The sequence below is a fragment of the Agrobacterium sp. DSM 25558 genome (assembly GCF_900100825.1).
Classification (GTDB): Bacteria; Pseudomonadota; Alphaproteobacteria; order Rhizobiales; family Rhizobiaceae; genus Agrobacterium.
Map to the genome: position 1 here is coordinate 1 of NZ_FMUD01000036.1, position 21,770 is coordinate 21,770.

Sequence of the window (21,770 nt, forward strand, 5' to 3'; positions counted from 1 at the left end):
ACCGCTCTCTACTGCATTCAGCAGCTTTGCATAGACCGCTCTCTACTGCATTCAGCAGCTTTGCATAGACCTGGCGAGGTGTCTGGCCGGTCGCCAGTCCCAGCACTGCAGTAGGCTTGGCGCGAACTACCGATAGGATACGCTCGGCAACCGCAGTACTCGCGTCTTCCGGCGTCGGAAAAATTGTGACGTTCAACGCGCGTCCGTGCACGTCCCTGTGAAGATGATCCATCAGACGGAAACCTTTTAAAAACTGTGCGGAAGTTCGCGGCCAGACGTGGCCCGGCCGCCAAATAGTTAAATATGTCCGCGATCCATCGCTTCGAGGAGCGCTGCTATATAGCCGTAGCAGAAGCTAAACGCGACGCCGATCGGATCTCGGCCCGAGATGGTCGGGACATGATCGGGCATGATCATGTATTTGTAGCCGACCTCTTTGTAGATTTTCAGCGAGCGGATCATGTCCATGTCGCCTTCATCAGGGAAGGTTTCCATGAAAGACAGCTTGCCACCGCTGATGTTGCGGTAGTGGACGTTGAAAATCTTGTTGCGGCTACCGAACCAGCGGATGACTTCATCGATTTCTTCACGGGGGTTGTCGAGCATCTCGCCAATCGAACCCTGGCAAAAATTCAGCCCGTGATAGGGATTTTCGCGGATCTGAACGAATTTTTTCAGACCCTCGACGGTACCGAGAACGCGGGTAACCCCCTTGTAGCCTGGTGGTGTATAGGGATCATGCGGATGGCAGGCGAGGCGGACTCTGTTGCTTTCAGCAACTGGCACGACACGTTCAAGAAAATAATCGATACGTTCCCAGTTTTCGTCTTCGGACAGAACTCCGGCAAGGCCCGGAGCCGCATCATGATCCGCCTTGTCCCAGCGCCAGGCTTCGTTCAGCGAGCCGCCGCGGCCACGTTCCATTTCGGTGCGGGGAATGCCGATGATGTTGAGATTGTATTTTGCCGCTGGAACGCCCGCCTCGGCGATGTTCTCTATCATCGCGCAGACAGCATCAATCTGGCGATCCCGGTCGGGGCCGCCGAGCAGAATGTCCTGATACGGTGCCTCCTCGATGGGGCGCGACGACATGGGCAACTGGATCATGTCCAGCGTCAGGCCGAAACTCTCGACCTTTTCGCGGTGACGCTGGATGTCATCCAATGTCCAGCTTGCAGGCTTTCCCGGTGGATCGGCACAGACATTCTTGATACCGAGCTGTGCCCAGACGCGAAAATCATCGTCTTCGCGGGCGTCCACCTGTGTTCCGAGATACATATTGGCCTCATACTGTGTGTCTAAGTAATTGAAAGTGGCTTCCCGATACGAAGCCGCCCGACTTACAGAGCGCTCGCTTCGAAAAGCATGCGCGAATAGTCGTCATGTGTCCGACCCTGATAAAGATCGTCCTTTGTTAGTTCGTCGACGAATACGCCGCTTTTCATGACCAGGACGCGATCGCACATATGGGCGATGACACCGAGATCGTGACTGACAAGAACATAGGTCAAGTTGCGGCTTTCCTTCAGGTCTGCCAGCAGATTGAGGACTTCCGCCTGTACGGAAACGTCGAGCGCCGAGGTCGGTTCGTCGAGCAGAAGGATTTCCGGCTCCAGCATCAAGGCGCGGGCAATGGCCACGCGCTGGCGCTGTCCGCCGGAAAGCTGGTGTGGAAATCGATCGGCAAAAGCCGCCGGCAGCCCGACCTGCTCCAGCGCGGCTTGAACGCGATCCCAGCCCTTGCCGCGATCCATGGCGCGGATCGGTTCCGCCAGAACGCGGTTGATGCGGTGGCGGGGATGGATGGAGCCATAGGGGTCCTGAAACACCATTTGCGTCAGCAGCATCTGCTCCTTGGTACGATCCTTGTGGACGTCGATGCCCGCAAGGTTGATCCTTCCCGACCAGTGTCGGTCGAGACCGGCCAGTGAACGCAGAACTGTCGATTTACCGCAGCCGGATTCTCCGACGATGCCGAGCGTCTCGCCCTTGACCACAGAGAAGGATACGTCCTTGACCACCTGTTTTGCGGATGTGCCGGTTCCGAAGGAGACTGAAAGATCATGGACATCAATCATGGCTGTGCCTCCACCGCGTCGATCGCGTTTCTGTCAAGGGTTTTGAGCCGCCTCACAGGCGTATGGAGATCTGGCATGGCTGCGATGAGCCCACGTGTGTAGGGATGCTGCGCCTCTTCAAGACTTGTCAGCGTTTCAACGACGCGACCCTTGTACATGACCATGATGCGTTCGCAGAACGCTGCTACCATACGGATATCGTGGCTGATCAGCATAAGGCCTGCATTGTTTTCGCGCACCAGCTCGTCCAGCAGTTTCAGGACGTCTCCGCGCACTGAAACGTCGAGTGCTGAAGTTGGCTCATCCGCAATCACGATCCGTGGTTTGGCCAGCAACATCATGGCGATCATCACGCGCTGGCCCATGCCGCCGGAAACTTGGTGCGGATAGAGCTTCATCGTCCGTTCGATATCGGTGATGCGCACGCGCTCCAACATGGCAGCAGCCATCTTGTACGCTTCGGACTTGCTGGCGGAGAGATGCAGTACTGCCGCTTCCGCCACCTGTTTGCCGATTGGCAGGACAGGGTTCAGCGAATACCGCGGATCCTGCATGATCAGCGCCATGCGATTGCCACGCAGCGAGCGCATCTGCTTTTCGCGGGCGTTCAGCAGGTTCAGGTCATCGAAGGTCAGCATATCGGCGCTGACGCTGGCGATCGGTGGCAGAAGACGCATGACGGCGCGGCCCAGCGTCGACTTGCCCGAACCGCTTTCGCCGACGATGCCGAGCCGCTCGGCTTTGAGGTCAAAGCTAATATCATCGAGCGCGGGTTTCCCGTACCGACCGAAATTCACCGACAGGTTTTTGACCGAAAGGATTGTGTCGTTATCAAGAGCGGGCATGGCGAGGATCCAGAAGGTCGCGAAGCGTATCGCCCACGAGGTTGAAGGCAAGGCTGCTGATCAGGATCGCGACACCGGGCATGACTGCGATCCACCAGTGATCCAGCATGAACTTGCGGCCACTCGAAATCATTGCACCCCATTCCGGCGCTGGCGGCTGTGCGCCAAGGCCAAGAAAGCCTAGCGATGCTGCGGTCAAAATTATGCCGGCCATATTGAGCGTCAGGCGCACGACGACGGACGGAATGCACATAGGCGCGATATAGAGCATCAGCAGACGCATCGGCGACGCACCGTAGAGGCGAGCTGCTGCAACATAATCAGTATTGCGGACGATCATTGCTTCGGCGCGGGCAAGACGGGCGATAGGTGGCCAACTTGTCAACGAGATTGCGATGACGGCAGTGCCAAGACCTGCGCCAAGCGCTGCCGCGAAAGCGAGTGCCAGGATAAGTGACGGGAAGGACAGGACGATATCGGTTAACCGCATCAAGATAGCGTCGGTGCGACCGCCGACAAAGCCGGAAACGACGCCAACGAACAGCCCGATCGGCCCGACGATCAACGTGACTGAAAAGATTGTCGAAAGGGTGATACGGGCACCGTATACCAAGCGAGAAAAGATGTCGCGGCCAAACTCATCGGTTCCGACGAGATGAGAGAAGCTTGGAGGCTGGAAAGCAGCCTGCAGGTTTTGGACTGCAGGATCATAAGGTGCGATCAGCGGTGCGAATACGGCCACCAAAACCAACACAAAGAGAACAAGAAAACCGCAGAGGCCAACAGGCTCACGCGATAGCTTTTCCCATATCGGTGCCAGGCCGGACAAGATGGCCGAGCGCGGGCGACTTGGCTTTTCGGAAGAGAGAAGTTGCACGCTCATTGCGTCACCTCACGTGTGCGGGGATCAAGGACCAGATAGGCAAGATCGGATATGAAATTCAAAGCCATGAAAATGGCACCGATAATCAGTGTAGAGGCAAGGATGGCGTTCATGTCGCCGATCATCAAAGCATTGGTCATGTACTGGCCGATGCCGGGCCAGGAGAACACGATTTCCGTCACGACTGCACCTTCAAGAAGATTACCGTAAGAGATGGCGAGAATAGTGACGAGTTGCACGGCGATGTTTGGGAGCAGATGGCCGATGACGATGCGGGCGCTGGATGCCCCCTTGGCGCGGGCAGCGGTCACGTAATCCTGGTTCAACTGCTCGAGCGTAAAACTGCGGGTCATTCGGGTGATGTAGGCCATCGCGGAATAAGCAAGAATGCAGGCCGGCAGGATAATATGGTGAACGGCGTTCCAGAAAGTTTCCGTATCGTCGGCGAGTAGGCTGTCGACAAGAAGCAGGCCTGTCCGGGGTTCGATAAGGCCATCGAGATAGGTATCCACCCGACCCGGACCGCCAACCCAGTTAAGCCCCGCATAAAAGATCACCAGACCCACGACGCCGAACCAGAAAACCGGGATCGAATGTCCCACCAGCGAAATGATCCGGGCGAACTGGTCGATCCAGGTGTCGCGGTTAAAAGCCGCAACCATGCCCAGCGGTATACCGATCACTGTCGAGATGATGACGGCAAGCGTGGCAAGCTCCAGCGTGGCTGGAAAGGCCTGCGCCAGATCCTTTGTGACTGGATTTCCAGTCAGGATCGCAGTGCCGAGGTCACCATGAAGCAGGGACGTCAGATAAATCCAGAACTGCTGATAGATCGGCAGGTCGAGGCCGAGCTTCTGCCGCATCGCTTCGAATGCGGCTGGGTCCGCCAGCTCGCCCACGATGGCGCCGACTGGATCAGTCGGGAGAACCCGGCCGATCACGAAGGTCACGACAAGCAAAGCAAACAGGCTGACTAGCAGCTGTCCAAGCCGACGTGCAACTTCTGTTAAAGTAAATTCCTTCATGACCAGCCGTCTCTCTTACTTCACGTCAGTCTTTGTGACGTTCTCAAGTCGGTTCAGCGACCAGAGATTCGTGGTGTAGCCCTGCACACCCGCGCGCAGCACGATCGGTGTGAAAGCTTCGAACATCGGCAAAACTGCAGGTTTCTGGGCAACGAACATATCCTGCAACTGCTTGATCATGTCGGCACGCTTGGCTTCGTCGCGTTCGCTGTTGGCCTTGTTGCGAAGATCGTTCAGTTCGGGGATATCCCAAGCCGAGCGCCAAACGAAATTGCCTGCATTCTTGGCTTCGAGGCGGTTGTCCGGATTGGTGACGAAATCGTTCATTGAGCCAAGTGCGTTCGGCATGACAGCTGTTGCGAGCGGGAGCAGAAGATCGAAATCCCGGGCGCGGTGCGATGCGACAATATCGGCACCATTACCCTGCTTGATCTCGACCTTGACGCCGATCTGAGCGAAATTAGCCTGAAGTGCGGTCGCGATATCGACACGAGGTGCCTGTACGATGGTTTTCAAAGTGAGTGAGAAGCCATTTGGATATCCGGCTTTTGCGAGCAGTTCCTTGGCCTTTTCAGGCTGGAACGACCAGTCGGGATTGGCGATGGCACCCTTCCAGTCTTCCGGCACTGGCACGTTGCGCTGGCGACCGTAGGGACCGAGAATTGTGTCTGCGATACCCTTGTAGTCGATTCCGTAAGCAAGCGCTTCGCGCACTGCCGGATTGGACAGGGGTTCCTTGCCAGCATTCATGGCAAGCACGTAAAAACCGCCGATCTTCACCTGCTCGATCTTGAACTTGGAGTTGGTCGTGAATGACTTAACGTCCGGTGCACTCAGTGCGTTGGCGATATCCACGTCACCACGTTCCAGCATCAGGCGCGCTGTCTGGCTTTCCGGGACATGGCGCATGACAACGCGGGTCATCGTTGGAGCCTTGCCCCAGTAGGACTTACTGGCTTCGAGTATGACCGTTTCATTTGGAACCCAGCGGCGCAGAACGAACGGCCCGGAACCGGCAGTGTTGGTGCGCAGCCATTCGTTGCCATAGTCGTCGTTGGCGACGTGTTTTTGCACTTCGACGCTGTCCACGATGCTCGAGACGCCCATGGCAAGACGGTAGATCAGGTCTTCCGGAATGACACGATCGGTCAGATCGATGCGAAATGTCTTGTCGTCGATCGCCTTAGTCAGCGTTTCGATGTTGTCTGCGGTGTAGCCGGCGCTCTTGAAATACTGTGATGCTGACTGGTTCAGCTTCAGGAGGCGCACCAGCGAAAACACAACGTCTTTCGCGGTAACCGGGTTGCCCGACGCAAATTTCGCATCGCGCAAATGGAAGGTGATGCCCGTGGCGTCTACGTCCCATCGCTCGGCAAGCTGCGGCTTGACAGTGTTGCCGTCGGCATCGTCCGAATAGACGAGGCGGTCATAGGTTGCTGCCAAGATTTCCTGTGTCTTGCTTTCCGTCCCCTGTTGGGGATCGACTGACAGGACCTGCGCCAATGATGTGCCGATGACCAGTTGGTTCTTCGGGGTTTCGGCTAGCGCCATCTGCGCCGTCGAAAGCACTATGGCAAAGGTGACGCCAGTCATTAGTTTCGAGCTGAAGTGTCTCATGAAATTCCCTCCGTTAAATGGTGACCCGATCTGCCAAAAACTGATCGGATGTCGTCGTTCCCGTTCGCGATGTTATGTGGATGTTTCTGGCTAGGTTGAGCGCGCCTTTGACCGGTGGGTCCAGCAAGAGCGCGATTTTGGTCGAGGCACCGACAAGACGCCGGACCTCGTGTGCAAAAGCGTCGAAAAGTGCAGGCTGGCCGGTGAGAACGCCGCCCGCGCAGACAATGGTAGAGACATCGCCGCCGCGCTGCTTGAGCCGTGCGATCAGTTCGGCGAGCGCAAGTGCGTGCGCATCGATGACCTTTTGTGCCCGCGCGGAGCCTTTTTTGGCCGCGCCGAATATGAGGATCGCGGCTCTGGACCACTCGCGCGGCTCGACGGTTGCAAACACGTGGACCAGTCTATGCGGGTGATCGATGCCAAAAAACTCCAGAAAGACCTCGGTGAGGAGGTCGGTCTCGTCCAGGTCGTGTGCCTCCAGAACCTGCTTTGCCGCATCGCGAACGATGCCGGCCGCGCCGCCTTCGTCGCCGAAGATCCAGCCCCAGCCTCCAACGGTAACCACGTCATCGCCAACCGTGGCCGTGGCCGAGGAGCCGGTGCCTGCGATGATGCCCGTGCCCGATGTGGCACCATAAGCGAGGATCAGCAGGTTGGAATCGTTGAGCACGCGCACAATCGGGTAACGGCCAGCAAGGGGCGCGCTCAAAATAGCCCCCTGTTCGGCGCTGTCATTGCCATGCACTCCGGCCACGACGACAGCAACGCGGCCAAGTGGCGCTGTGATTGTCTCGACTGTCGAAAGGAGGATGCTTGCGCGTGTGATGTCGTCTAGATTGGCCCAGCCAGCGCTTGGATATATCTCATCATGCAGCAAACTGTTATCCAGCGCCGAGGCGACCTGGACGTGCATTTTGCTTCCGCCCGCATCGATGGCGACTAGAAGAGAATTGTCTCGTTTGCTCATGTTATAGTCTTCAAACTGTCGGTTTTTGTATCGAGACGCTGGAAGGCGGCTTCGTTGATGTCGACCCCGCCAATTGCCGCCATGTGAAGCGTGAGTTTCTGGGCAACGAGCGTGGATGCGATAGTGAAAGACATCGTGTCCTCTAGCGAAGCTGGCAAAACCAAATGTTTTGCGGTGCCAGTTCCGTCCGGTCCGTCACGACCTGTCACAAAGACAAGCCGTCGTGTCTTTTGCGAAAGTTGGTCAGTCAACAATGCCTCGCGTTGGCCGCCGAAAATGAGATGCGCTCCTGACCCGGCCGCATCCATCGATCCATGCAAATATTGGCGTGTCTCCAAAGCAGTTGCAAATACACGTGGCCCTTCGCGGAACATCAGCGCCGTCTCTTCCGCCACAGACATAAAAGCGGCAGGAGCGACGACATCAATGCTCGCGCTACCCATAAGGATTGCGGCGATCTCGCGCAGATCGGTGTCAAGGCGATCAGGCGCTTCAGCAGCTTCGGCGATTAGGTTCTTCCAGTGGTTAGCACGGTTATAGCCGTTCCAGTGGTCGTTCAGCATCGCGAGCACCAGTAACGTCCCGGTAAAGCTGACGAACGAAACAGAGCTGTCAGAAAGATTGCCGAGGTTCAGTTCCTGTTCACACAGCATGCCGAGCGGGGAGGGCATGTAATTCGTTATGGCGATCATATCTGCACCATCGGCATTGCGGGCAAGATCGACGATCTCCACGCTGCGGCCGCTTTGCGAAACGAGGACTGTCAGGCCCTTAAAGCCTGACAGTCCTGCCGGAAGCTCGCTTGGGAGGAAACGAAGAGCGTCCAGACCATTGTTTCGCATGTCATAGACGGCGCTGGCTGCAGCGGCGTAGCTGGCACCAATCCCGACCACAGCAACGCGCTGAGGTCTGTTTGAGGGAAAGCGATCGAGTTGATCCAGCAATCGATCCACCATCGTGAAAAGATTTCCGGCCTGCGTGGCATAAGAAGCCTGCGCCGGTATCCAATCGCGTTTTGGAACAATTGCCTCGCTCACCATGTCTTCTCCCATCACCCGCATTTATTAAAGTTATCGACTTTAATAAATGCGTCAAGTGGACTTTAATGAATTCCTTCGCTCGGTTACATAAGGGTGTGATTTGTTGGAGAAATTTATGGTCTTAGCCTCAAACATCGCCCTGTCGGATGCAGCACAGGTGGTCTTCACCCACTTACTGGATGTCGGCGAGGCAACGCGAAAGAAGCTGGCTGAATGCGCGAATTTGAGCTTTCCCACGGTGACTGCTGCCCTTTCCGAACTGGCGGCGAACCACATGGTTTGGGAACTGCGTCGAGAGCAAGGAGCACGTGGTCGCGCCACGATCGTCTACGGTGTCAGTGACGCGGCCGGGTGGATCCTGGGTGTCGATATAGGTTCTACACAAGTCAGTTTTGTCGCGCGTTCGCTTAATGGTCGTATTTTGGCACAGGAAAGCCGAACGCACGAAGGAGCCGCTGCGGTGCTTGGAGCCTTGGCGGGAAAACTTGTTGCAGAATCACAAGCGTTGGGAAAACTGAAAAGTGAGTCGCCGCTCGCTGTGGCACTTGCTCTGAACCAAGTCGTGCCGCGCCGCCTGCTTCGCCACGATGGTTCACGTCCGCTTGCGCTTGAGATTGCGGAAATGTTTCTAAATGCTTCGAAACTGTCGCGCTCTGTTCCTTTCTTACTCGAAAACAATGTCAACTGCGCTGCCGTGGCAGAACATCAGGACGGCCTGATGCAAGGATATGACGACGCTGCCTATATGCAGATCGGCGTGGGAATAGGCCTCGGTTTTTTTGCTGACGGCGCACTGATCAAAGGCGGCCAGGGAGGAAGTGGGGAGCTTGCGCAGATTCCCGTTTCGTGGAGTGATACCGTTCCTTCCGGCATTGATGCAATTGAACGGCGTTATGGTTCGGTTGGACTAATGCAACAGGTTTTGGAGGTATTTTCGGGAGAGCCGTTGCCTTCGTCGCCCGAAGAATTGTTCTCTTGGGCGGCAGACGGAAACGAGAAGGCGATTAGCCTAATGCGTCGACATGGGGTCGCTCTCGGGCGCATCGCCGCCGCCGCGTGCACAATTCTGGATCCAAGCATTATCGTTATCGGAGGAGGGTTGACGCAGAACCGTGTGTTCGCGCAGATCATTGGCGATGAGTTTCGAGCCCGAAACCCAGATACCAAAATTGATGTCTCTCAAAAAGGAGCGGAAGCAACGGTACTTGGTGCATGCCTTCTCGCTCGTGACTTGGCGGTAAGTCACCTCGTCAAGCAGTTTCATAAGCCTTTGTCTTCACGGCCGACACTTCTGCCTGCAACTTAGCTATCGCAACTATCTTTAGCGCCATCAGTAAACGCCTTTCCAGAGCGTTAAGAAGATCCGCCTGACCGTGGTAAATGCGACAGCACCTTTGCCGAGGCAAGATGCCCGTTGGTCAATTTGATAAGGGCCCTGACTACTGGATCCGCAAAGGAGGAGCCACGGAATTCGGGGCAAAAAGACCCTAGACGACGGGCGCGACTATGTCGGCCGGATCCATCGCATCGGCGGCACAGATCGCGAAATCCATGTTGAACTGATTCAGAACAGCCTGCACGCTTGTTGCCTGACTGCCAGCACGGCGAATGAAAGTTTGATGCGGACCCAACGGGACCTATCGCACTGCGCTGCGTGCCTGCTAAGCCAAATGAGGCAAATCGCGCCTAGAATGGTAGAGCGGTATCTTCGGGCCGAAACCTGATGATCATTGGGCCTTTGCATACCTCCGAGCCAGAAGGAGGCTAACGGTTCGATCCCCTCCAAGGTGACGCTACTTCGTCTCTTGCTCAAATTGACTACGCATCTGGCCAAAAATTTTCCGCTGACCGTCGGCGGTGGCGAAAGTTAGCTTCTCTAGCTAGCCGGTCGAAGAGCCGCGCCGCCGTCAACCCAATCAGCAGAACGACGGGGGCGGCCAGCTGCGCTAACCAAATCATCGGCTCTGGCCATCGCAGACACGCAGCAAATGTGGCTCCCGCCACGGAGGCTGCAAGGGCCAGCAGGAGACTGATCACGGCACCTGAAGCCATCGCTACGATTAAAGCGACAGTCACAACCATAAGATAGACAATACCAAACATAGGTCTTTCTCGGACTGAAGGATAACCGTCCAGCGCGTCTTCCGTAGCTGCTGCGGACAGCGGACACTCTACAGAATATGTGATCCGCGTTAACAGCATGATACCGCAAGCCCCGGCAACCCCTGCGTTAACTGGCAAGGATTGAGAATATTGCCATCAATGGGTTTCCTCCTTTAACTTTTCATCACTTTGGTAGAAGCAACGCCGCAGCAAGAAGCTGGTCGCGATCTCGCAGGCCTTTATTGTAGAGTTTGGCCACTGATACCGTTAGCCTCCCAATCGCGGACGGCTCTCGAACGAGACCCTGCGCACGGGCGATCTCGTTGACGATATTGGCACACAGACGTGCATCTTCTTTTGAGATGAGCTCAGGCATTTTCTACCTCTAAAACGGGCCCGCCCCCGATTGGGTGGCACTTTAAACAACTAGAAGTCCAAGGTGGTACAAGCCGACAATGCAGGAATTGTTGACCTGTCGATCGGATATCAGGTCGTCTCCCAAATGATCAATCCCTTGGAGCCGGACCTCGGGTGGTTTCAGCCGGTTGGATACGCCAGTAAATTGGATCAGATTTTGGCAGATCATAGCGCAAGGTGCCTGCACTCATCTTGCCGGTGGACGCTATCCCCATGGGGTGAAGGATGTTTCGCGCCGCATTGACCCTCAACTACAAACGTGGACAGCACCTCGATTACGACGCTCATTGCACGCTAGGGAACCTGGTGATTTGGAGCAAAGGGAAAAAGGATCGTTAACTCTGTCTATTCCCTCAGGCTTAACCCAGATGCTGTAGGGTTTGTCCAACGAAAAGGCAGATGGCGCATGATTAGGCAGTCACAATGGTTCGCGAAATGGGGCCTTCCGGCAAGCGTGTCCGCTTTGGTTGGAGCGATGTTACTCGGCACCCTTTACTGGTCTGCCGCCGAAATTGACGAGGTCGCCGCGGAACGGCAGAAGGGTTTGGCCACCCTCATCGTTTCAAAAATCCGATCTTCGGTCGCTCACGATCAAGAGAGTGCCACCGTGTGGGACGACGCCGTCATCAGAACGAAGGACCGTGATCAGGATTGGCTTGACGTGAACCTTGGGCAGTGGATGAACACCTACTTCAGCCATGATGCCGCCGTCGTGCTTTCTGCCAATGGGCTGCCCATCTACCAATATATTTCAAAATCAGCCAGCGAGGTGTCACAGGAAGACCTTCGCCTGGCTTATAGTCCGCTGGCGAAACGGCTGCGTGAAAGGCTGGCTGCAGGAGACCATGAGGGTGTTTCGGACAAGGTCCTGTCAATCGGCGAGAGTGATCTGACCTATGTAGGGGAACGACCTGCTGTGGTCAGTGTCAAACCTATTCTGTCTGACACAGGCGAGATCGAGCAGCAGGCGGGCGAAGAGAACCAGCATGTCGCGGTACGGTTTTTGGATCGAGACTTCCCGTCTGAAATAGGTAGCGAATACCAGTTCGCCGAGATGCAGTTCACAACGGAGATGCCACGCGACAAGCGCCACTCCCATATCGCCCTCACCTCGAAGTCTGGAAAGGTGATAGGGTACTTTAACTGGCATCCATTTGAACCGGGCAGGAGCGTTTTGCAGGCAACCCTCCCGGTTATCGGACTTTCCGTCATTGGCATATTCATCGCCGCCAGCCTGGCCGGGCATGGAATCTGGCGACGCTCGGTTAAACTCAATTCCAATCGCCGGGAACTTCAACATTTGGCGCTTCGCGACACTTTGACGGGCCTCGCGAACAGGGGTTATTTTAATAGTGAGCTGGCGGGGCGGTTGAGGCAATCATTGCCTGAGGACGTATTCAGCGTGCTCTTCATTGACCTCGACCGGTTCAAAGCGGTCAACGACACATACGGACATCCAACCGGTGACAGGCTGATTTCTCTCGTTGCTGCGCGAATGAGGGAAATTCTCCCGGACGCTTTGATCGGACGGATCGGAGGCGACGAATTCACCGTCTTGCTCGAGAGGACGAACGCCGACGAGGTCGTCGCCGTCGCAGACAAAATCGTCGCGTGCCTGCGCGAGCCTTTTGAGATCGAAGGAGTATATGGCTCCATTGGTGCGAGCGTCGGTGCGGCGATCGCAACAGGTGTAAACGTGGATCCTGTCGAGCTGACGAGGAAGGCGGATATCGCGCTCTATCACGCAAAAGCTGCGGGACGGAATACATATGCATTATTTGGCGATCATATGGACGAACTTCTCCGCACCCGCCGAAAACTGGAGCATGACCTTCGCGAGGCGTTGTCAACGGGAACGCAGATTGAGGTTGTTTACCAGCCGGTCTACGGTGCTGACAGCTCGCAACCTTGCTCGGTCGAGGCACTGGCGCGGTGGAAACACCCAGAGCTAGGCTCAATCGCTCCGGATATGTTCATCCCGCTTGCAGAGGAGGTCGGTGTGATCAACAAGATTGGCGCTCATGTCTTGGAGGACGCCTGCAGCCTGATCGCCGGGTTGCCTTCCATCAGTGTCGCCGTGAATGCATCCGCCTCCGAACTTGCTTCCGCTGGTTACCCACTGCGGGTTCTTTCTACCCTGGCCAAATGGGGGATCGAACCGGCTCGATTGGAAATCGAGATAACAGAGAGCTTGGTCATCAATAGCGAGCAGGAGACCGAGCGAAACATCGCGATGCTGAGAGCGGCAGGGGTAAGGTTTGCAATCGACGATTTTGGTACCGGGTACTCTTCGTTCTCAAGGGTTCAGAACGTGACTGTCGACAGGCTCAAGATCGACAAGTCGTTTATCGCCGGGATGGGCGAGGGTCGTAACAGCGCGATTGTGGAAGCGATCATAAAGATGGCGCGTGCCAACGGGTTACAGACAACCGCCGAAGGGGTTGAAACCAACCAGCAGCGAGATGCACTGAAATCTTTGGGCTGCGATAACATCCAAGGGTTTCTGATGTCGCGCCCAATGGCGCGTGCAGACGTTACGGCGCTTCTGCAGATGTCAGCCTTAACACCAAGCAGGGCCGACTCGTCGACCGCTTGTTAAGTCGCAGGGGACATGAATGCCGAGGTGCATCGTCGCTGGTTGCTTGCGTAGGCAGCATGATCGGGCCTTTCGGGAAATGTAAGGGTCTATCTGTCCTGAGAGGTGGCCGGCATGCGGCGTAACATTGATGGTCTGTCGGCGTTCGTTGAGACGGCGATCAAGGAGGCACCTGGCTCTGGCGCGATCTTCGGATTCCGCAGGAAGCGCGCCTATAGTTGAGCCAATTCTTTGCCGGAACTGACATTTCTGTAGGCTCTGGTGCGACTTACGACCTCACGTCGGAGCGTGTGCCCAAGAGCGAGCGCCTACGCAAGACGAAAACCTTTCAATTGTACAACAACGCCCATCGCTGGTGCCTCCGTCTCCGCTACCTCCGAGACCGAGCGCGCCAACCGAAGCAGAAGCATTAACCGCGTATCAGGCCGTGTGCGAAAAATCCGATGGTGGATCAAGGGGCTGAAAATCAAGTCGCCGTCGAACTAGGAGTGTGCGACAGGAACTCAACCTACCTGGTATCTCGTCTCACGTCCGTCAAGTGAACGCCACCGCCCGAAGGGGGCCAAAAAAAAAATTGAGAAAACGTTTTCTCATTTGACAATTATGTCGAGAAAAGGTTTTCTCAAGACGGCTGGGAGGAAAATCATGCGTAAGGCTGGCGGTCGACAGACGATCCACGATTTGGCCGCCATGGCGGGAGTAAGTATATCCACGGCATCGAAGGCGCTGAACGACACGGGCCGCATGGGGGAGGAGACGCGCCAGCGGGTAAAACGCGTGGCACGTGAAATTGGGTTTCGGCCAAATGCCCTGGCACAGGGGCTGTTGTCGAAGCGCAGTTTTACGATCGGCTTGCTGACCAACGACACATATGGTCGCTTTACTCTGCCGGTCATGGCCGGCGTCTCGGAAGCTCTGGTCGATCGGGGCGTGTCCGTCTTCCTGTGTGCTATCGAAGACGATCCTGCGCTCGGTCAAGTGCATGTGAATGCTATGCTCGACAAGCAGGTGGACGGCATCATCGCCACTGGGAAGCGCGTCGATCGCCGATTGCCGATCGACCTCTCTGATGTGCCGGTACCCGTGGTTTACGCCTTTACTGAAGGCGAGCCTGGCAGCGTATCCTTCCGCTCGGACGACGCACAGGGTGCAACGCTTGCCGTTGAGTGCCTAAAGGCGAGTGACCGACAACGGATCCTGCATGTGACCGGTCCTGAGGACTTTTTCTCGGTTCGCGAGAGAAGCGATGCCTTCCGCGCGGTGATTGGGGAGGGAGCAACCGTTCTCTACGGCGAATGGTCGGAAACCTGGGGGCGGGATGCCGTCGACGGAATCTGGTCTTCGCCCGGCGAAAAACCGGATGCGCTGTTCTGCGGCAACGACCAAATCGCGCGCGGTGCGGTCGATGCACTTCGAGAACGCGGCATTCGCGTGCCCCAGGACGTTGCAATCGTTGGCTTCGACAATTGGGAGATTGTCGCAGGCCAGATGCGTCCACCACTCACGTCTGTAGACATGGAGTTGAAGGAGCTCGGGCGTCAGGCGGGTCTTACCATCCTCGCCTTGGCGGAAGGGCAGGCGGTGGAGCCGGGCGTGAGAACCTTGCCGTGCCGATTGGTGGTTCGGCAATCATGCGGGGCAGGGAGCCCTGCGAGGCATAAGCCTTAAAGAGACGGAAACAACGGTGCTGAGGAGCGCCACAAGGGAGGAATGACCATGATGAAACAGCTTCTTGCTGCGACGAGCCTGCTCGCGCTGTCTCTGAGCCCAGGCCTCGCCTCGGCCGAAACCATCAATATGTGGGTGCGCACCGGCGTCGGCGACGCCTTCAAGAATGTCGTTGCCGCCTACAATGCCGGCCATGAGGACGAGGTCGAGCTGACCGAAGTTCCCTTCTCGGAACTCGTGCAGAAATACGCGACTTCGATCGCGGGCGGTCAGGCACCTGACGCGCTTTCGATGGATCTGATCTACACTCCGGCCTTTGCAGCGGCGGGTCAGTTGGAAGACCTCACCGACTGGGCGAAAAGCCTGCCTTACTTCAATGCCCTGTCGCCGTCGCATGTGCGTCTCGGCACATATGAGAACAAGATTTACGGACTGCCACTGTCCGTCGAAACATCGGTCTTCGCCTGGAACAAGGGCCTATACCGCAAGGCAGGCCTCGATCCGGAAAAGGCGCCCGCCAGTTGGGACGAGATCACTGCGAACGCCGAGAAGATCCGCACTCTAGGCGACGACACCTACGGCTTCTACTTCTCGGGCGGTGGCTGCGGCGGCTGCATGATCTTCACATTCACCCCGCTCGCTTGGGGTGCCGGCGCGGATATCCTCTCGGCCGACGGCAAGACGGCGACGCTCGATACGCCGGAGATGCGCAAGGCGGTCGATGTCTACCGCACCATGGTCAAGAAGGATTTGGTACCTGCGGGGGCAGCCAGCGACAACGGCACCAACTTCCTCTCGTTTACCAGTGGCAAAATCGGCCAGCAGAGCCTCGGCGCATTTGCCGTCGGCACGCTTGTGACCGAACATCCGACGATCGACTTCGGAGTCACCCTCATCCCCGGTGTCAACGGCTCACCCTCGTCCTTTGCCGGCGGTGACAATGTGGTAGTGACCAAAGGCACGACCAAGCTCGAGCCGGTGAAGGCATTTATCCAGTACATCTATTCTGAAGAAGGCCAGAAGATCATGGCGAAGTACGGCAGCCTGCCGACCCGTGGCGATATTGCCGATGAGGTGCTGAAGGGGCTCGATCCCCGCATGGAAGTGGGTATGAAGGCGATCTCAGTCGCAAAGACGCCCTACACCCTGCAGTTTAACGATCTCATCAATAGTGCAAACGGACCCTGGGCGACCTTCCTCAACGCCGCGATCTTCGGCGACGACGTGGATGGCGCATTCTCGTCAGCGCAGTCCGAAATGCAGTCTATCATCGACAGCGGCCAGTGATCCTTCCCATTGGACGCTCGCGGGCGGTGGGGATGCTCTTCTCCGCCCGTTCTCCTGGCGACCTAGTCCGGCCTCGTCGGACGGACCGTGAACTGTGAGATCTACATATGACCCGTCTTTCCACTTCTCCACGCCGCCCTCGGCGGCCCAGGTCAAGATTGTCGACTTGGCGTGGCTATCTTTATATCGCGCCCGCCATGGCATTCGTAATCCTGTTCTTCGTCATTCCGGTGATGATGACCGCCTGGATGAGTCTGCATGCCTGGCCGCTGATGGGCGCTCAGCGCTGGATCGGCTTCAACAACTATATCCGCATGTTCAATGACACGCGGTTCCTGTCGGCGCTTCGGTTCACGTCCCTTTACACGGTCGTCGCCACCATCGCGATCTTCGTCGTTGCCTTTCCACTGGCGCTCTTCGTCGAAAAGCAGCGGCATTTCGTAGGTGCCTATCGCACCATCATCTTCCTGCCCGTCGTCGTCGGGTTGGCCACCGCATCGCTCCTGTGGGTGTGGCTTGCCAATGTGGACAGTGGCTTCATCGCGCCACTCCTCAAGGCGCTCGGCTTCGTTGAGCGTAGCCCCAATCTGCTTGCCAGCTTCGACAGCGCGTTCTTAACAATCATCGTCATGGTCGTCTGGAAGATCGCGGGCTTTACTATGATCATCCTGCTCACCGGCCTGCAGGCTATTCCAGCAGATATCGTCGAGGCGGCCCGCATTGACGGGGCGAAGCGCTGGCAACGGTTCCGCTACCTGACGCTTCCTTTGATGCGCCGCACGATCGCGTTGGCACTTATCATCTCCGTCACCGGTTCGATCCTCGCCTTCGACCAGTTCTACATCATGACGGCGGGCGGCCCCCAGAACCGGATGATCTCGGTCGTCTACTACATCTTCAACCAGTCCTTCGTGTCCTTCAATCTTGGCTACGGCGCATCGCTCTCGATCGTGCTGCTCGCCATCCTCGTCGCCATCAGCATCGTTCAGCTCTGGCTGCTGAAGGTCGGAGACGACAAGGCATGACCATAACGCAAACAGCGCGCTCCCCGACCATGACAGCTTCCAGCCATGCAACCGAGACTCGAGCGAACCCGGTGAACGAAGCCGCAAAGCTCGCCCGTGCTCGCCGCAAACGCGACGATGCGGTCGCCTACCATACGACCGGCGTCGCCATCGTCCTCTTTTTCCTCGCACCCTTCGCCGTCGCGTTCCTCGCCTCGTTCCGCAACGGTGCGGAGGGGATGACCCCGCCGCTGCCGCCGTGGCCCACGACAGGTTTCAGCCTCGACTCCTATCGCTCGCTCGATACGTTCGGTGCGGGTGTCTGGCAGCACACGTTGAACTCGCTCATCGTCTCGCTCGCCACCGTCGTCCTCACCGTCGCCATCAGCCTGCTCGCGGGCTACGGTTTCTCGCGCTATCGCTTCCCGCTGAAGAACACGTTGTTCGTGCTGATCATCGCGACGCTGATGATCCCGTTTCAGTCGATACTCACACCGCTGTTCATCATCCTGGCGAAGCTCGGGCTCAACAATTCGCTCTTCGGGCTGGTGCTGGTCTATGTCACTCTGCAACTGCCCTTCTCCGTGTTTATGATGCGCAACGCCTTCGACGCCGTGCCAAAGGAGATTGAGGAGGCTGCGCGAATCGACGGGGCGCGGGACCTGAAGTTGCTGGTGCGCGTGCTCCTCCCGCTTGTCCTTCCGGGTGCCGCCACCGTTGCGATCTTCGCCTTCCTCAATGCCTGGAACGAGTTTCTCGCGGCACTCGTGCTTCTTTCCAGCAACGACAACTACACCATGCCCGTCCTCATGATGGCGGTGCGGGCCGGCCGACTGGGCGCGATCAACTGGGGGGCGGTCCAGGCCGGCGTGGTCGTCATGACCATCCCCTGCCTCATCATATTTCTTCTTCTCCAACGCTACTACATGCGCGGCCTCATGGCCGGCGCCGTTAAATGAAAGTGAGATCCATGGACAGCACCGTTCCGACCAAAACCCGCACAAACCGCCAGTTCCGCCCTTTGCCCGTGCCAAGCGTCTCGCTCCAAGGCCTGTTCGGCGAGCGGCAGGACGCGATCTGCGCCACCACAGCTGAAACCCTGCTAGACCGTTGCGTCGAGGCCGGCATGCTTGCCGCCATCGACGTCAGCGTTCCAAGCCCTGGCGTCGTGCTTCCGATCCAACCCTGGGACGGCTCGACCCAGATGTTCTGGGACAGTGATTTTGGCAAGTCGATCGAGACGGTGGCCTATTCGCTCTATCGCACGCCCAATCCCGCGCTAGAGGCGCGCGTGGATGCGATCGTGGACCTCTATGAGAAGTTGCAAGACGAAGACGGGTACGTAAACGCCTGGTTCCAGCGCGTTCAGCCCGGCCGCCGCTGGACGAACCTGCGCGACTTTCACGAACTCTACTGCGCAGGCCACTTAATCGAAGGTGCAGTCGCTTACTTTCAGGCGACGGGCAAGCGGAAGCTACTCGACATTATGGCACGGTTCGCCGACTATATGATCACGGTTTTCGGTCATGGCGAGGGGCAGATACCAGGTTATGATGGGCATGAGGAAATCGAGCTGGCCCTCGTCCGGCTGGCGCGCGCCACCGGGGCGCAGAAATATCTCGACCTCTCCAAATACTTCGTCGACGAGCGAGGAAGGGAGCCGCATTTTTTCCTCGATGAGGCGAGGAGGGACGGTCGCGCGAACAAGAAGTTTGTCTTCCACACGTTCGAATACAATCAGGCACACCAGCCGGTGCGGGAGCAGACCAAGGTCGTTGGCCATGCCGTGCGCGCCATGTATCTGTATTCCGGCATGGCCGACATCGCCACCGAGTATAACGACGACAGCCTGACGGAGGCGCTCGAGACGCTTTGGAGCGATCTCGTTACCAAGCAGATGTACGTCACTGGTGGTATCGGCCCGTCGGCGGCAAACGAGGGCTTCACCGACTATTACGACATGCCGAACGAGAGTGCCTATAACGAGACCTGCGCCTCGGTCGGGCTCGTCTTTTGGGCCGCTCGAATGCTCGGGCGCGGCCCGAACCGCAGCTATGCAGACATCATGGAGCAGGCCCTCTACAACGGCGCTATGGTGGGCTTGTCGCTCGACGGAACTCGGTTCTTCTACGATAACCCGCTTGAAAGCGCTGGCAAGCATCATCGCTGGTCCTGGCATCCGTGTCCATGCTGCCCGCCTAATATCGCCCGGCTGCTGGCCTCGGTGGGTTCCTATATGTACGCCGCCTCCGAGGACGAGATCGCCGTGCATCTCTATGGTGAAAGCGAAGCGCGCTTCGAGCTGGGAGGAACGCAGGTGACGCTGCGCCAAGAGACACGCTATCCATGGGACGGCGCGATCTGCATCACGGCGACGCTGACGGCTCCGACGCGCTTCGCCGTTTCGCTACGGATCCCGGAATGGGCGACCGGTGCCATCCTGTCCCTCAACGGTGCGCCCGTCGATTTGGCGGCCGTCGTCGTGGATGGTTATGCACGGATCGAACGGGACTGGAGCGAGGGCGATGAAATCAATCTCGACCTGCCCCTGAAGACCAGGCTTCTCCATGCCAATCCGTTGATCCGTCAGGATGCCGGCCGTGTGGCTGTTGTACGCGGACCGCTCGTCTATTGCGTCGAGGAGACCGATAATGGCGCAGGGCTCAACCGATTGACGCTGACCGGTAGCAGCATCGCCTCTGCCAAGGAAACGTTGGTGCCCGAGCTGAACGGTGCCGTTGCGATCGACGTCGACGCCGGAAAGGACGAGGCCAACTGGGGAGCCTCGCTCTATCGCGAGGCCGCTCCAGTAAGGTCGCCCGCCACGGCGCGATTTGTCCCCTACCATCTCTGGGATAATAGGCAGCCTGGCGAGATGCTGGTGTGGGTAAGGAACGGTTCGGGAGACACTGAATGATCCCCTCCTTGATTGCAGCCAGCAACGCACCCTCCATCGAACGCGATTCGGCGCTTAACGTCGATCAACCCCTGCCATCGGACGGCGGCGTCGTTCTGTCGGGGATCCGCAAGTCCTTTGGCAGCCTCGACATCATCCACGGAATCGACCTGTCGATTCCGGAGGGTGCGTTCGTTGTATTCGTCGGGCCGTCCGGATGCGGCAAATCCACCCTGCTACGAATGATTGCAGGGCTTGAGGAGGTCACGGACGGGCTAATCGCTATAAAGGGACGCGACGTGACCGACCTCGATCCGTCAGACCGGGGTATCGCCATGGTTTTCCAGTCCTATGCGCTCTACCCGCATATGAGCGTCCGCGACAACCTCGCCTTCGGCTTAAAGATGGCCAAAACGCCGAAGGAAGATATTGATCGTCGCGTTGCTGCGGCCTCTGCTATCCTGAAGACCGACCATCTACTCGACCGTCGGCCGGGGCAGCTTTCGGGAGGCCAGCGTCAACGCGTTGCCATTGGGCGTGCAATCGTCCGAAAGCCAGAGGTCTTCTTGTTCGATGAGCCGCTTTCCAATCTCGATGCCGAATTGAGGGTCTCGATGCGAATCGAGATCTCGCGTCTCCATCGCGAGCTCGGCAATACGATGATTTACGTAACCCACGACCAGACGGAAGCAATGACGCTGGCGGATATGATCGTTGTCCTTCGTGACGGTCGCATCGAGCAGGTTGGAAGCCCTCGCGAGATCTATGAAAATCCGGTCAACAGCTTCGTTGCGGGCTTCATCGGCTCGCCGCGCATGAACCTTTTGAAGGCCAGACATGCAGGTCGCCAAACGGTCGTGCTGGCGGACACTCCTTTTGCTACGCCGTTCCCTATTTCTGAAGTTGGTGACAGTGGTGGCGAGATTTTGATGGGAATTCGACCTGAACATATCGCAGTTCAGACCGAGTTGTCAGACGGCGGCCAAATTCCAGCTACCGTGGATTTTCTCGAGTTTCTCGGTGGCACTCAATATCTGTACTGCCAGCTGGCGGACGGCCAGGCGGTGACGGTCGAGTATCGTTCTTCCACCATCATAAAGCCGACCCATCGCGTCTACCTCTCCTGGTCCCCACAAAACACGCACATATTTGACGCGTCAGGGCTCTGGATGCGGTAGGTTGTCTCGCGCGCAATTGAATGACGAACGCCCTCTCAGCATAAGCGGTAAACTTCCACAAGACTATCCAACTCTGTGCAGCCCCGATCGTTGCGGCAGACGGGTGGCTCGCGCGGCGCAAACCTAACCGCATGCCGTAGCGCGGTCGGTTGAATCTGTTCAC

The 21,770-nt window shown here is 57.4% G+C and carries 18 protein-coding genes; 8 read left to right on the forward strand and 10 right to left on the reverse strand.

Annotation, left to right across the window (positions count from 1 at the left end; all coding sequences use genetic code 11):
• From DSM25558_RS29125 to DSM25558_RS22810, 9 genes are all read right to left on the reverse strand, one after another.
• Positions 1 to 196: 6-phosphogluconolactonase (locus tag DSM25558_RS29125; RefSeq protein ID WP_371480425.1), on the reverse strand; the 196-nt coding region annotated here is incomplete at its 3' end.
• Positions 197 to 297: 101 nt separating this feature from the next.
• Entirely contained in the window at positions 298 to 1,278 is a 981-nt protein-coding gene (locus tag DSM25558_RS22775; RefSeq protein WP_077106960.1) for a mannonate dehydratase, read from the reverse strand.
• 62 nt (positions 1,279 to 1,340) lie between these two features.
• Entirely contained in the window at positions 1,341 to 2,078 is a 738-nt protein-coding gene (locus DSM25558_RS22780; protein ID WP_077106962.1) for an ABC transporter ATP-binding protein, read from the reverse strand.
• The gene (locus tag DSM25558_RS22785) at positions 2,075 to 2,923 is read right to left on the reverse strand and encodes an ABC transporter ATP-binding protein (protein ID WP_077106963.1); all 849 of its coding nucleotides are present in this window, start codon (positions 2,921 to 2,923) and stop codon (positions 2,075 to 2,077) included. The genes DSM25558_RS22780 and DSM25558_RS22785 overlap by 4 nt, the downstream gene beginning before the upstream one ends.
• Positions 2,910 to 3,806 carry an ABC transporter permease gene (locus DSM25558_RS22790; RefSeq protein ID WP_077106964.1) on the reverse strand — a complete coding sequence of 299 codons (897 nt, stop codon included), beginning with the start codon at positions 3,804 to 3,806 and terminating at the stop codon, positions 2,910 to 2,912. Before DSM25558_RS22790 ends, DSM25558_RS22785 begins: the two co-directional genes overlap by 14 nt.
• A complete protein-coding gene (locus DSM25558_RS22795) occupies positions 3,803 to 4,831 on the reverse strand; it encodes an ABC transporter permease (protein WP_077106965.1) in 1,029 nt (342 codons plus the stop codon). The genes DSM25558_RS22790 and DSM25558_RS22795 overlap by 4 nt, the downstream gene beginning before the upstream one ends.
• A gap of 15 nt (positions 4,832 to 4,846) precedes the next feature.
• A complete protein-coding gene (locus DSM25558_RS22800) occupies positions 4,847 to 6,448 on the reverse strand; it encodes an ABC transporter substrate-binding protein (protein ID WP_077106966.1) in 1,602 nt (533 codons plus the stop codon).
• Positions 6,449 to 6,461: 13 nt separating this feature from the next.
• Complete coding sequence (locus DSM25558_RS22805; RefSeq protein WP_077106967.1) at positions 6,462 to 7,418, reverse strand: N-acetylglucosamine kinase; 957 nt, start codon at positions 7,416 to 7,418, stop codon at positions 6,462 to 6,464.
• Positions 7,415 to 8,458 (reverse strand): hypothetical protein, encoded by a 1,044-nt coding sequence (locus tag DSM25558_RS22810; protein WP_077106968.1) that lies wholly within the window; start codon positions 8,456 to 8,458, stop codon positions 7,415 to 7,417. Before DSM25558_RS22810 ends, DSM25558_RS22805 begins: the two co-directional genes overlap by 4 nt.
• A gap of 115 nt (positions 8,459 to 8,573) precedes the next feature.
• Here DSM25558_RS22810 and DSM25558_RS22815 point away from each other — a divergent pair, with 115 nt between their 5' ends.
• Complete coding sequence (locus DSM25558_RS22815) at positions 8,574 to 9,764, forward strand: ROK family protein (RefSeq protein WP_077106969.1); 1,191 nt, start codon at positions 8,574 to 8,576, stop codon at positions 9,762 to 9,764.
• A 981-nt stretch (positions 9,765 to 10,745) separates the two neighbouring features.
• Here the strand turns inward: DSM25558_RS22815 and DSM25558_RS22825 are convergent.
• A complete protein-coding gene (locus DSM25558_RS22825; protein WP_077106971.1) occupies positions 10,746 to 10,937 on the reverse strand; it encodes a hypothetical protein in 192 nt (63 codons plus the stop codon).
• 447 nt (positions 10,938 to 11,384) lie between these two features.
• Here DSM25558_RS22825 and DSM25558_RS22830 point away from each other — a divergent pair, with 447 nt between their 5' ends.
• The 7 genes from DSM25558_RS22830 (at position 11,385) to DSM25558_RS22860 (ending at position 21,607) form a co-directional block, all read left to right on the forward strand.
• Positions 11,385 to 13,577 carry a putative bifunctional diguanylate cyclase/phosphodiesterase gene (locus tag DSM25558_RS22830; protein WP_077106972.1) on the forward strand — a complete coding sequence of 731 codons (2,193 nt, stop codon included), beginning with the start codon at positions 11,385 to 11,387 and terminating at the stop codon, positions 13,575 to 13,577.
• 642 nt (positions 13,578 to 14,219) lie between these two features.
• A complete protein-coding gene (locus DSM25558_RS22835; RefSeq protein WP_077106973.1) occupies positions 14,220 to 15,242 on the forward strand; it encodes a LacI family DNA-binding transcriptional regulator in 1,023 nt (340 codons plus the stop codon).
• Between the two features lie 48 nt (positions 15,243 to 15,290).
• Positions 15,291 to 16,529, forward strand: a complete 1,239-nt coding sequence (locus tag DSM25558_RS22840) for an ABC transporter substrate-binding protein (protein WP_077106974.1) — start codon at positions 15,291 to 15,293, stop codon at positions 16,527 to 16,529.
• 107 nt (positions 16,530 to 16,636) lie between these two features.
• Positions 16,637 to 17,554 (forward strand): carbohydrate ABC transporter permease, encoded by a 918-nt coding sequence (locus tag DSM25558_RS22845; RefSeq protein ID WP_077106975.1) that lies wholly within the window; start codon positions 16,637 to 16,639, stop codon positions 17,552 to 17,554.
• Positions 17,555 to 17,583: 29 nt separating this feature from the next.
• Entirely contained in the window at positions 17,584 to 18,492 is a 909-nt protein-coding gene (locus tag DSM25558_RS22850) for a carbohydrate ABC transporter permease (RefSeq protein WP_077106995.1), read from the forward strand.
• Positions 18,489 to 20,450, forward strand: coding sequence for a glycoside hydrolase family 127 protein (locus tag DSM25558_RS22855; protein WP_244554282.1), 1,962 nt, complete (start codon positions 18,489 to 18,491; stop codon positions 20,448 to 20,450). The genes DSM25558_RS22850 and DSM25558_RS22855 overlap by 4 nt, the downstream gene beginning before the upstream one ends.
• Positions 20,447 to 21,607 carry an ABC transporter ATP-binding protein gene (locus DSM25558_RS22860; RefSeq protein ID WP_083716628.1) on the forward strand — a complete coding sequence of 387 codons (1,161 nt, stop codon included), beginning with the start codon at positions 20,447 to 20,449 and terminating at the stop codon, positions 21,605 to 21,607. The genes DSM25558_RS22855 and DSM25558_RS22860 overlap by 4 nt, the downstream gene beginning before the upstream one ends.
• Positions 21,608 to 21,770: the final 163 nt, after the last annotated feature.

Bases quoted from the DNA above. Each gene is read 5' to 3' on its own strand.
- DSM25558_RS22810 (WP_077106968.1), bottom strand. From the start codon at position 8,458: ATGGTGAGCGAGGCAATTGTTCCAAAACGCGATTGGATACCGGCGCAG.
- DSM25558_RS22815 (WP_077106969.1), top strand. From the start codon at position 8,574: ATGGTCTTAGCCTCAAACATCGCCCTGTCGGATGCAGCACAGGTGGTC.
- DSM25558_RS22840 (WP_077106974.1), top strand. From the start codon at position 15,291: ATGATGAAACAGCTTCTTGCTGCGACGAGCCTGCTCGCGCTGTCTCTG.
- DSM25558_RS22805 (WP_077106967.1), bottom strand. From the start codon at position 7,418: ATGAGCAAACGAGACAATTCTCTTCTAGTCGCCATCGATGCGGGCGGA.
- DSM25558_RS22790 (WP_077106964.1), bottom strand. From the start codon at position 3,806: ATGAGCGTGCAACTTCTCTCTTCCGAAAAGCCAAGTCGCCCGCGCTCG.
- DSM25558_RS22795 (WP_077106965.1), bottom strand. From the start codon at position 4,831: ATGAAGGAATTTACTTTAACAGAAGTTGCACGTCGGCTTGGACAGCTG.
- DSM25558_RS22780 (WP_077106962.1), bottom strand. From the start codon at position 2,078: ATGATTGATGTCCATGATCTTTCAGTCTCCTTCGGAACCGGCACATCC.
- DSM25558_RS22845 (WP_077106975.1), top strand. From the start codon at position 16,637: ATGACCCGTCTTTCCACTTCTCCACGCCGCCCTCGGCGGCCCAGGTCA.
- DSM25558_RS22860 (WP_083716628.1), top strand. From the start codon at position 20,447: ATGATCCCCTCCTTGATTGCAGCCAGCAACGCACCCTCCATCGAACGC.
- DSM25558_RS22775 (WP_077106960.1), bottom strand. From the start codon at position 1,278: ATGTATCTCGGAACACAGGTGGACGCCCGCGAAGACGATGATTTTCGC.
- DSM25558_RS22850 (WP_077106995.1), top strand. From the start codon at position 17,584: ATGACAGCTTCCAGCCATGCAACCGAGACTCGAGCGAACCCGGTGAAC.
- DSM25558_RS22855 (WP_244554282.1), top strand. From the start codon at position 18,489: ATGAAAGTGAGATCCATGGACAGCACCGTTCCGACCAAAACCCGCACA.
- DSM25558_RS22835 (WP_077106973.1), top strand. From the start codon at position 14,220: ATGCGTAAGGCTGGCGGTCGACAGACGATCCACGATTTGGCCGCCATG.
- DSM25558_RS22785 (WP_077106963.1), bottom strand. From the start codon at position 2,923: ATGCCCGCTCTTGATAACGACACAATCCTTTCGGTCAAAAACCTGTCG.
- DSM25558_RS22800 (WP_077106966.1), bottom strand. From the start codon at position 6,448: ATGAGACACTTCAGCTCGAAACTAATGACTGGCGTCACCTTTGCCATA.
- DSM25558_RS22825 (WP_077106971.1), bottom strand. From the start codon at position 10,937: ATGCCTGAGCTCATCTCAAAAGAAGATGCACGTCTGTGTGCCAATATC.
- DSM25558_RS22830 (WP_077106972.1), top strand. From the start codon at position 11,385: ATGATTAGGCAGTCACAATGGTTCGCGAAATGGGGCCTTCCGGCAAGC.